General features: G+C 71.1%; 7 protein-coding genes. 5 read left to right on the top strand and 2 right to left on the bottom strand.

Features of this window, described 5'->3' with window-relative positions:
• Positions 1 to 24 precede the first annotated feature (24 nt).
• From ACGF3C_RS13965 to ACGF3C_RS13975, 3 genes are read left to right on the top strand one after another with little or no spacing between them, the layout of a single operon-like run.
• Complete coding sequence (locus ACGF3C_RS13965) at positions 25 to 1,500, top strand: serine hydrolase domain-containing protein (RefSeq protein ID WP_393221883.1); 1,476 nt, start codon at positions 25 to 27, stop codon at positions 1,498 to 1,500.
• Between the two features lie 46 nt (positions 1,501 to 1,546).
• Positions 1,547 to 2,047 carry a GNAT family N-acetyltransferase gene (locus tag ACGF3C_RS13970; protein ID WP_393221886.1) on the top strand — a complete coding sequence of 167 codons (501 nt, stop codon included), beginning with the start codon at positions 1,547 to 1,549 and terminating at the stop codon, positions 2,045 to 2,047.
• A gap of 9 nt (positions 2,048 to 2,056) precedes the next feature.
• Positions 2,057 to 2,698 (top strand): hypothetical protein, encoded by a 642-nt coding sequence (locus ACGF3C_RS13975; RefSeq protein WP_393221889.1) that lies wholly within the window; start codon positions 2,057 to 2,059, stop codon positions 2,696 to 2,698.
• 56 nt (positions 2,699 to 2,754) lie between these two features.
• On the opposite strand, the gene ACGF3C_RS13980 is transcribed toward ACGF3C_RS13975, so the two are convergent.
• A complete protein-coding gene (locus tag ACGF3C_RS13980) occupies positions 2,755 to 7,080 on the bottom strand; it encodes a hypothetical protein (protein ID WP_393221892.1) in 4,326 nt (1,441 codons plus the stop codon).
• 326 nt (positions 7,081 to 7,406) lie between these two features.
• Between ACGF3C_RS13980 and ACGF3C_RS13985 the strand changes: the two genes are divergently transcribed.
• Complete coding sequence (locus tag ACGF3C_RS13985; protein WP_393221895.1) at positions 7,407 to 8,744, top strand: hemolysin family protein; 1,338 nt, start codon at positions 7,407 to 7,409, stop codon at positions 8,742 to 8,744.
• A 22-nt stretch (positions 8,745 to 8,766) separates the two neighbouring features.
• Here the strand turns inward: ACGF3C_RS13985 and ACGF3C_RS13990 are convergent, their stop codons facing one another.
• Positions 8,767 to 9,156 (bottom strand): PaaI family thioesterase, encoded by a 390-nt coding sequence (locus ACGF3C_RS13990; protein ID WP_355009142.1) that lies wholly within the window; start codon positions 9,154 to 9,156, stop codon positions 8,767 to 8,769.
• Positions 9,157 to 9,255: 99 nt separating this feature from the next.
• On the opposite strand from ACGF3C_RS13990, the gene tyrS reads away from it, so the two are divergent.
• Positions 9,256 to 10,548 (top strand): tyrosine--tRNA ligase, encoded by a 1,293-nt coding sequence (gene tyrS, locus ACGF3C_RS13995; RefSeq protein ID WP_357206815.1) that lies wholly within the window; start codon positions 9,256 to 9,258, stop codon positions 10,546 to 10,548.
• Positions 10,549 to 11,130: the final 582 nt, after the last annotated feature.

Consider the following 11,130-nt stretch of genomic DNA (forward strand, 5'->3'; position numbering starts at 1 on the left):
CGACGACCCCACGGAGGAACCACCATGCGCCGGACGACAGTCACCGTCCTCGCCGTCGCGCTGACCGCCGGCCTGGTCGGGGTGGCGTTGATGCCCCGGGTGCCCCGACTCGGCGGGCAGAGCACCGGCGACCGCGACCTGGCCGCCGCCGCCCGTTCGGCCACGCCCGACCAGTCAGGGCTGCGTGGGCTCGCCGTCGCCCTGGTCGAGAACGGCCGGATCCGCACCGCCGGACTGGGTGACCGGGACCTCGCCGGTCGACCCGTGGAGCCGGGCACCCCGTTCGAGATCGGCTCGGTCACCAAGGCGTTCACCGGCATGCTCCTCGCCGACCAGGTCGCCGCCGGTGTCGTCGGCCCGGACGACCGGCTCGGCGCCACCTGGCCCGAGATCACCGGCCCCGCCCGCGACGTCACGCTCGCCGAACTCGCCAGCCACCGCGCCGGCCTGCCCCGGCTGGCCCCCGGCTCCCCACTGGGGTGGGCACGCATCCTCTGGTCCAACGTCTCCGGCGCAAACCCCTACGCCGGGCAGGGCGTCGACGCCGTTCGCAGCGCCACCGACCGGGTCGACACCGACGACGACGAGCGCGGCGAGGTCCACTACTCCAACCTCGGGCCGTCCGTGCTCGGCCACGCGCTCGCCGCGAAGGCCGGCGTCACGTACCCGGAATTGCTGCACGACCGGCTGCTACGGCCGCTCGACATGACGGCCACCACTGTCGCCACCCGCGTCGACGACCTGCCGCCCGACCGCGCCCAGGGCAGCCGGGCCGGCGGCCGGCCGCTCGACCCGTGGGCAGGAACCGGCTACGCCCCGGCCGGCGCCGGCCCCTGGTCGACGGCCGAGGATCTGGGCAGGTTGCTCGCCGCGACTCTCGCCGGCACCGCACCCGGTGCCGACGCCGCCACCGCCCGCTTCCGCGAGGACGACGACACCCGCATCGGGTACGGCTGGTTCACCACCCGGCACGGCGACCGCGAGATCGTCTGGCACAACGGCGCTACCGGCGGGTTCCGGTCCTACGTCGGCCTCGAACGGGCGACCGGGCGGGCGGTGGTGGTGCTCGGCAACACCGACAAGGGCGTCGAGCCGATCGGGCTGCGGCTGCTCGGGGTGCCACCGAAGGAGGCCGACTCGGCGACGTCGATGGTGCTGCCGTGGATCGGCGCCGGCCTCGCGGTTGCCTTCACCTTCCTCGGCGGCCTCTCCCTGCTCGGCACCGCCCGCCGTCGCCAACTGGACCAGGTGACGCTGCTGGCGGCGGCGGTCTGGGCGTTCGCCTACCTCGGCCTGGGGCACCGGATGGGGGACTGGTCGATGGTGCCGGCCTGGCTGTGGCCGCTCGGCGCCAGCCTGTCGGCGGCGGGGGTGGCCCTGGCGGCGACCCGGTGGCGCGCCCTGCCGGTGGTCGACGCGCGGGTGCCGTGGCGTCGACTGCTGTCGGTGGCGAGTTCTTTGGGCGCCGCCGTGCTGGCGGTCGTGGCCGTCGTCGGCTGACTCCGCGCCGCAGCGTGTCGTCACCGCCGTTGCGTACCCTCGGCCGATGACCTCCGATCTGCTGCTGCGCCCGGTCCGTGAGGACGACCTCGTCGAGTTCTTCCTGCACCAGCAGGACCCGGAGGCCAACCGGATGGCCGCGTTCGGCCCGAAGGACCCGTCCGACCGTCGGGAGTTCGCCGCACACTGGGCCCGGGTGCTCACCAACCCGCAGAACCTGGTCCGCACCGCAGAGGTCGACGGCGAGGTGGTCGGCTACGTGACCGCCTTCCCGGTCGGCGACCAGACCGAGGTCAGCTACTGGATCGACCCGGCACGTTGGGGTCGGGGCCACGCCACGTCGGCCCTGGCCGCCCTGATACGCGAGCTGCCCCGGCCGGTGCACGCCCGCGCCGCCAAGGACAACGCCGCCTCCCTCGCGGTGCTCCGCAAGTGCGGGTTCGTCGTGATCGGTCAAGACTCGGGGTACGCCAACGGCCGCGGCGAAGACGTCGAGGAATGGCTGTTGGAGCTGCCCGCCGACGCCTCTGACCTGGGCGGGCACTAGTCTCGCGGCGTGAACTGGTTGGATCTCGTCGGCTGGGCCGGCTCCGCGGTGCTGGTCTGGTCGCTGCTGCAGTCGCGCGTGTTGAGACTGCGCGCGATCAACCTCGTCGGCTGCGTCGTGCTGATCGGCTACAACGCCGCGATCGAGGTCTGGCCCATGGTCGGGCTCAACGTCGTGCTCGCGGTGATCAACATCTGGTACCTGCGCGGGATGCTCGCCACCCGGCACGACGAGACGACCTACCAGGTGGTGGAGGTCGGCGTCGGCGACCAGTTCCTCGCGCACACGCTGCGGGTGCACGCCGCCGACATCACCCGGTTCAACCCCGGTTTTCGCTGGGACCCGGACGCGTCGGGGCGCTCGGCGTTCCTCGTGGTCACCGCTGACGAGGTGGTCGGGGTGGTGCTGGCGCACGCCGAGGCGCCCGGCGTCGCCCAGATCGACCTGGACTACGTGACCCCGAAATTCCGGGACTTCACCCCGGGCGAGTTCGTCTACCGGCGCAGCCACCTGTTCACCGAACGCGGCTTCCGTCGGGTGGTCAGCCCGCCCCGGATGGTCGCCCCCTACTACCACCGGCTCGGCTTCCGCCCGGAGGGCGACTCGTACGTCCTCGACCTGCCGGCGTCACCAGCCATCGACCATCGCTAGCGTGGGCACGCGCGCTCGGACCGGTCTGTCGACGGTGGGTGCGCAGGCGTGGCCGCCTACGGGCAGGTCTGCTCGTAGGCCAGGGTTGGCACGAACTTGGCCCATTCATCCCGGTTCAGTCCGCGACCGGCCCGTTGGCAGGCGCGGTCCACCGCGTGTTCGCGGGCGTCGATGACCTGCTCGAGGTCCCAGAGGTACACGCTCTTGTCGCCGACGCCCGCGGCCAGGGTGCGACCGTCGGGGCTGAACGCCGTGCTGAGGACCACCGCGCTGAGCTTGCGGGTGCGGATCAGCGGCTGCGGTTGGGTGACGTCGGTCGTCTCCCACAGCGCGATCGTGCCGTCGTCGCTGCCGCTAACCAGGTAGTGCCCGTCGCCGTTGAACGCGACGGTCCGCACCCAGCTGTTGTGCTCAACCCTCGGCGTGCCGATCAGGCGTGGCCTCGTGGCGTCGCCGATGTCCCAGAGGATGACGCTGGTGTCGTGGCTGCCGGTGGCGAGTGTGTTCCCGTCCGGTCCGAACGACAGTGTGGACACCTGGTTCGTGTGACCGGTGAGCAGGCCGAGCTGGTCGCTGCGCTCCGGGTAGGTGACATCCCAGAGCGTGGCGGTGCCGTCGACGCTGGCAACGGCCAGCAACCCTCGGCTGGGACTGAACGCCACCGCGGACACCGCGGCGACGTGGCCCCGCAGGGTGCCGAGTCGCCGAGGGGCGGCGAGATCCGTGACGTCCCACAGGGCCACCGTGCCGTCCTGACCGCCGGTGGCAACGGTCTGCCGCCGCACCGCGTCGTCGTGGGCCCGGTCGAACGCGACGGAGGTCACCACGCCATGGTGGTCGGTCATCCGGGTCAGCTCGCGGGGAGCGCCCGCAACGGTGAGATCCCAGAGGATGGCGTTGCCGTCCGCGCCGCTGGTCGCGAGCGTCTGGTTGTCCGGGCTGAAGGCGACCGAACTCACCCAGCCGGTGTGAGCGCCGAAATGAGCGAGCCGCAGAGGATGGGCCCGGTTGGCCATGTTCCACAGGTCCACCGTTCCGTCCGCACTGCCGGCGGCGAGCAACCGACCGTCCCCGCTGAAGCGGACCGTCCCCACCGCGCCGTTGCCGCCGCCGAGCCGGACGAGTGCGCCCAGCCCGCTGCCGGCCCCACTCCTCCAAAGGATCACGGTGCTGTCGGTACTCGGGGTGGCCACGTACTGCCCGTCAGGACTGACCGCCACCGCGTTGACCCAGTTCGACTGGCCACCGAGCACGATGGTGCTCTGCACCGGCCGGTTGAGATCGGTGACGTCCCACTGCAGCACCGTGTGGTCCGCCGCGACGGTGGTGATCACCCGCCCGTCCTGCGGGCTGAACTGCACGGCGCGCACCGGGCGGCTGTGTCCGGTGAGCGAGAGGAGACGCTTCGGCCGCCCCGGATCACCGATGTCCCAGAGGAGCACCATCGCTTCGCCACCGCCGGTGGCCACCCTCCGCCCGTCCGGGCTGAACGCCACCGCGCCGACCACCTGGGTGTGCCCGACCAGCTGGCCGAGCCGACGCGCGCCAGGGACGTCCCAGATGATGGCCGTACCGTTGCTGTCGCCGGTTACCAGCGTGCGCCCGTTCGGACTGAAGGCCGCTGCGGTCACCCACCCGGTGTGGCCACTCAGGCGGGCGAGTCGACGGGGCCGGGTCGGATCGGCCACGTCCCACAGGGCCGTCTGGCCGCTGGCGTCGCCGCCGGCCAGCCGTCGCCCGTCCGGACTGAACACCACAGAGGACAGCCTGGTCCATTGATCGCGGAGCGTCCCGGTCAGGCGGGGCTGGGTGGGCTCGCTCACCCGCCACAGGGAGACGCTGCCGTTCGCGTCCCCGGCGGCCAGCGTCTGCCCGTCGGGGCTGAACGCCAGCGCGTCGACGCGGGCGCCGCCACGCAACTCGCCGACCCGCCGGGCGGTTGCCGTATCCCAGAGGATCACCCGGTTGTTCGCGCCGCTGCTCGCCACCGTCCGCCCGTTGGGGCTGAACGTCACGGCCGAGACCGTGCCCTGATGACCGACCAGGGTTCCCGCATATGGGCTGAGCAGGCTGGTGAGCATCCGCGCGGTGGTCGTCTGGTTGTGGTGGAGCCGGTGGGCTGCGATCTCGAGCATGAGCGCCAGTTGTGGTGCGTTGCCTCGGACGGTGTCAGCCCTGCCGAGCAGGGCGGCCGCGGTGGCGACCCGCTGCTGCTGTCGGGCGTCGCGTTGACCTTGAATGGCGAGAACGGTCGCGCCCAGGGAGATGATGAGCAGGACCGCCAGACCGCTGCGGACCCCGAGCCGGGTCGTCCGGCGGCGGCTCTCCGCGCGGGTGCTCTGCTGGAGAAAGGCCGTCTCGGTGGCCGTCAGAACGGGGTAACGCGCCGGGTCGGCGGCCCACCTTCGCGTGGCGCTCGTCGCGGCGACCAACTTTTCACCGCGGTACAGGTAGGACTGGTCCCGGTCGCGCGCGTGCCAGGCGTCGGCTTCGGCGGTGAGCTCGTTGTGGAGCGTCCGGTCGGTGCGATCGGATTCCAGCCATCCGGTCAGCCGTGACCAGTTGCTGAGCAACGCGTCGTGACCAATCTCCACGCCGTGGTCGCTGGCCATGACCAGTCGCTTCCGGGTGAACACGTCAACGACCAGGTCCACCTGCCCGTCCTGGCCGCAGACTTCGCGCAGGCTCGTCAAGGTCATCCGACGTCGGGCGAGCCGGCCGTCGGCGGTCAGGACGGTGAGATGGGTGAAGACCGCCCGCGCGGTCGCCTGCTGCTGGTCGTCGAGCCGCTGGTACGCCTCCTCGGCGCTGGTCTGCACGGCGTCGGCGACGCCACCGGCACGGCGGTATTCGAGCACCGTCAACCGGTCGCCCCCGCGGTGCTCCCAGGTGGTCAGCATCGCCTGGGACAGCACCGGCAGGACCCCAATATCGAAGCCCGAGCCGCTGGCCCGGCCGCGGAGATCGTGCAGGACGGCGTCGATGAGAGCCGGGTCAACCGTGACACCGGCCTCGGCGGCGGGGCCGGCGATCGCCGCTGTCAACTCCGCCTCATTCATGGGGCCGACGACGAACGGGCCCCGCTGCACCGACTCGCGTAGCTCGGGAAAGCTCATGATCTCGTCGAGGAAATCGGCGCGTACCGCCAGCAGGATCAACCCCGGCGGCGAATCCGCCGGGCCGACCGGTGTGCCTGCCATGGCGCGCAGCGCCGCCACGAACATCCGCCGTTCGGCGCCCTGGTCGGCCGGCCGTTCGCGGGCGAGCGTGAACAACTCCTCGAACTGGTCCACCACCATGACCACGCGGGCTCGTGCCCGCTCGTCTGACGACGCGGTGGCGCGGTTTGTTCGGAGGATCTGGGAGGCGATGAGCGCGGCCTGCCCGGGGTCGTCGACCAACGATCGGTGCACCGATGCGGCGTCCAGACCGGCCAGGTCGGCCAGATGGACCGCGAGTTCCCGAAGCGGGGTGGCCGTCGGGGTGAAAACCCGACGCGGCCAGCCCTCCGAACCTGGCTCCAGGTTCCCGGCGGCGAGTTGCGGCAGTAACCCGGCCCGGAGCAGCGACGACTTGCCCGCACCGGAGGCGCCGATCATCACCAGCGGCGCGGACAGGTCCAGCTGTTCGGCGAGGCGTTGCAGCAGCCCCGTGATCAGCTCGCGGCGTCCGTAGAACACCTCGGCGTGCCGCTCCTCGAACGGCGACAAACCCAGGTATGGACTGCCGTCCCAGCGTGCTTCGACGTCCGTGCCGGTGCCATCGGCGGCGCGGGTACGCGCCTCGACCGCCGCGACCGTGTCCAGGATCCGCCGTACCGCCAGGGCCAGGTCGCGGGACCGCTCCTGCTCGGCCCGACCGCGTTCCTGCAGACCTCGCATCATGTGCTCGATCTCCCACACCGAGCGACGCACATCGGCTAGGACAAAGCCGAATTCGGCGAACTCGCCGCCCAGCCTGGCGAACGATTCGGCCAGTGCGTCCTGCAGCGCCCGGTCGCCCACCTCGACTGCGGTCTGCAGAGCGACGCCCACCGCGTCCACCTCGACCATGAGTGCGGCGAGTTCGGTGCGAAGCTGCCGGGATTGCTCGTCCTGGCTCTCGAACGCCTGCTCGATCCGCGTCACCAGGGCGTGTTGCAGCTCTTCCCGGTCCGGTTGCTTGCCGTCGCGGCGAAGCCTGGCGACCACCTCCGCGAGGACGTCGGTCAGCACGTTCGCCCCGACCGAACCCAGCACGCCGGCGCCCGCCATGAGCACCGGGCCGGTCGGCGTCCCAACGGCCACGACCGGCGCGATCGCCGCAGTGGCCAGCAACGCGACAAGCGCGGGGGCCGAGGCCCGCCGGAGGCCGGCGCCGCCACGTCGTACGGCGTCTGCCACCGCAGAACGCCTGGACGAACCCAGGTCCTCCGGTGGACCAACCCCATGAGGAACCATCGATGAGACGGTACCGGAGACGGCCGGTCCGGTGCGGCCCCGAACCGACGTTGCCGGCGCGATACGGTTCCTGCCGGGGTCCCGGACGGCACCGGTGTCGACGCGGCGTCCCGTGCGTGGCCGTACCGCCAACTCGGGCTCCGGTCGTTCGCGGCAGGATTCGCGACCCCGCGCACTGGGCAAACAGGTCCGTACGCCGGGCGGGCTCGCCGACCGGCGGGTGCCGCGCGTAGCGGCCGGTGCCACCACCACGAGGGAGCGAACCGGGCGTGCAGAGCTACGGGAGCCAACTGGCCCTGGTCGGAGTCCTGGTTGTGATCAACGCGCTCTTCGCGGGCAGCGAGATGGCGTTGGTGTCGCTGCGAGACAGCCAGATCCAGCGGCTGGAGCGCACCAGCCGGGCCGGACGGGTGCTGGCCCGGCTCGCCAAGGACCCGAACCGGTTCCTGGCCACCATCCAGATCGGCATCACCCTCGCCGGTTTCCTGGCCTCCGCCGCCGCGGCGGTCTCCCTGGCGAAACCCCTGGTGCCGTTGCTCGGGGTCTTCGGTGGCGCCGCCGAGACGGTGGCGATCGTGGCGGTCACCCTCGCGCTGACCTTCGTCACCCTCGTCTTCGGCGAGCTGGCGCCCAAGCGGATCGCCATGCAGTCCGCCGAACGGTGGGCGCTGTTGGTGGCCCGCCCGCTCGACCTGCTCGCCAGCCTCACCCGGCCGGCCGTCTGGGCCCTCGGCGCCACCAGCGACGTGGTGGTCCGCCTGGTCGGGCTCAACCCGAAACACGAGCCGGAGGAGATCGGCCCGGACGAGCTGCGCGACATCGTCGCCGGCAACCACGGCTTCACCAAGGAGCAGCGCACCATCATCGCGGGTGCCGTGGAGATCGCCGATCGGCGGTTGCGGGCTGTCCTCGTACCCCGGTTGCAGGTCTTCACGCTCGACAGCGGGACCACGGCGGAGGCCGCGCGGCTCGTGCTGGCCGCCACCGGGCACTCCCGGGCTCCGGTCGTGCGCCACGGCGGCCTGGACGACACGGCCGGAGTGATCCACCTGCGTGACCTGGTGGGTGTGCCCGACGACCGCCCGGTCGACGAGATCGCCCGACCGCCGATGCTGCTGCCCGACTCGCTGCCGGTGGTGGACGCGCTGCGCCAGTTCAAGGCCGAGCGTCAGCACATCGCGCTCGTCGTGGACGAGCGCGGCGCCGTCGACGGCATCGTGACGCTGGAGGACATCCTGGAGGAGATCGTCGGCGAGATCTACGACGAGACCGACCGGGACGTGCGCTCGGTGCGGCGTGACCCCGACGGTGCGCTGGTGCTGCCCGGCACCTTCCCGGTGCACGACCTGCCGGACATCGGCGTGGAGCTGCCGTCGCGCCCGGCCGGTGACTACACGACAGTCGCCGGGCTGGTGCTGGCCCGGCTCGGGCACATCCCCACCGTCGCCGGGGAGGACGTCACGCTCGACGGTTGGGTGCTGGTGGTGGCCGGCATCGACCACCGGGCGATCACCGAGGTACGGCTCAGCCGCGTACCCGATGAAGCCGACGGCGACGGCGACGCCGACCAGCCCACGGAGCCGGTGCTGGACGAGGCCCGCAGTTGACCGGTGCGGCGAACGCCGTCGCTCAGGCGGGCGAGAGGTTCTGCAGCCGGACCTGACCACGGGCGACCAGCTGCTCGTCGGCGTCGGTGATCTCCACCTGCCAGAGCTGCTGGCTGCGGCCCCGGTGCACCGGGGTGCCGATCGCCCTCAGCTCGCCTTCCCGGACGGCCCGCAGGAAGTCGGTCTGGTTCGACACCCCGACGACAGTGCCCCGGTCGGCCAGCCAGAGGGCGCCGCCCACGCTGGCCGCGGTCTCCACGACCGAGCAGTACACCCCGCCGTGCTGGATGCCGAACGGCTGGTGCAGCTGCGGGCCGACCTGCCAGCTGATGACCACCCGGTCGGCGCTGGCCTCCTCGAACTTGAGGCCGAGCAGGGCGACGAAGCCACCCGTCAGGTCCGGAATCTCCATGGCAAGGCCCTCCTCGATCAACTGGCGCAAGCCTAGCCGGGGCGGGTTGCGCCAAACCCGGTACGGGTTGGTGCCGGCGATGGGGGAGAATCGGTGACCGTGACCGACAGCAGCCCTCCGCCGCCCGGGCGGGACTCCCTGACCGATGACCTGCTCTGGCGTGGCCTGATACAGGACTCGACCGGCCTCGACGAGCTGCGCGAGCTGCTCGACGGTGGGAGTGCCGCCACGTACTACGTGGGCTTCGACCCCACCGCGCCGAGCCTGCACGTCGGCAACCTCATGCAGGTCCTCATGGCCCGCCGGCTGCAGCTCGCCGGCCATCGCCCGTTGCTGCTGGTCGGCGGCGCTACCGGGCAGATCGGTGACCCGAAGGAGAGCGCCGAGCGGGCGCTCAACCCGACCGAGGTGATCGCCGGCTGGGTCGAGCGGATCCGCGACCAGCTCGCGCCCTTCGTGTCGTACTCCGGCGAGAACGCGGCGCAGTTGGTCAACAACCTGGACTGGACCGGCGAGATGTCGATCGTCGAGTTCCTCCGCGATGTGGGCAAACACTTCCCGGTGAACAAGATGCTCGCGCGGGAGGTGGTGCGGGCCCGGCTGGAGACCGGCATCAGCTACACCGAGTTCAGCTACCAACTGCTCCAGGCCAACGACTTCTTCGAGCTGCACCGCCGGCACGGCTGTCAGCTCCAGTTCGGCGGCTCCGACCAGTGGGGCAACATCACCGCCGGCGTCGACTACGTACGCCGACGCGGCGCGGGGCCGGTGCAGGCCTTCACCACGCCGCTCGTCACCAAGTCCGACGGTACGAAGTTCGGTAAGAGCGAGGGCGGTGCTGTCTGGCTCGACCCGACGATGACCAGCCCATACTCCTTCTACCAGTTCTGGCTCAACGTCGAGGACCAGGAGGTTGACCGCTACCTGCGGTACTTCAGCTTCCGCACCCGCGACGAGCTGGAAGAGCTGGCGAAGGCGACAGCCGAACGGCCGGCCGCCCGGCTGGCGCAGCGGGCGCTCGCCGAAGAGCTGACCACACTGGTGCACGGTGCCGACGAGACCCGACAGGCGATCGCCGCCAGTCAGGCGCTCTTCGGCCGCGGTTCGTTGGACGAGTTGTCGCCGGAGACCCTGCGCGCGGCCCTGGCCGAGGCGGGCCTCGTACGTCTCACCGGCGAATTGCCGGATGTGGCGGGTCTACTGCGGGACTCCGGTCTGGTGAGTGGCCTCAAGGAGGCTCGGCGGGTGATCGCCGAAGGCGGCGCCTACGTCAACAACAACCGGGTGACCGCTGTGGACGCGGGGGTGTCGCCGGCCGACCTGCTGCATGGGCGATACCTGGTGCTGCGCCGGGGGAAGCGTTCGTTCGCTGGCGTTGAGCTGGGTGAATAGCTACCTGTCGACGATGTGACGGGGGACGCGTCCGGCGGATTTGACGATCATCCCGCCGGACGCGTAACTTTCTCTCTGCCAGCGCGGAACGGACGAAAGAGGCGAAAGCCTGAAGCGGCCGGAGCGCAGGCCGACGGCCTGGGGGTCGGGTGGGCATGCCCACCGGAGCCCCAACCGGGAGGTGCCGCCAGAAACGCCGCGAGGCGGATTTGGCGCTGCGAAACCGACCGGGTATGGTTACGAACCGGCAGGGCACCGGGCGGGTCGCGGGAAATCGCGACGGCCGGCCTGCCGAATCCATGACAAGAACGGCGCAAGCCGGTCGCGACATGGTGCCCGCGTTATCGGTTGAAGCATGACGAACCGCGAAATATCGGTTTGACAGGGCGGAAACGAGCGGGTAACGTAGTAAAAGTGCCTGGCGCTGAAAGCGCGGGGTGCGGAGTACGGAAAAGCCCCGGTTGGGGTTCCACTGAGGTGGGGCTTTTGGTCGGTGTGTGGTTGTTCTTTGAGAACTCAACAGGGTGCTTGTAAAGCCAGTGCCAATTATGATTTATACCCCGGACTGGTCAGTTTTTGCTG

The organism is Micromonospora sp. NPDC047762 (genome assembly GCF_043204655.1).
Taxonomy (GTDB): Bacteria; Actinomycetota; Actinomycetes; order Mycobacteriales; family Micromonosporaceae; genus Micromonospora.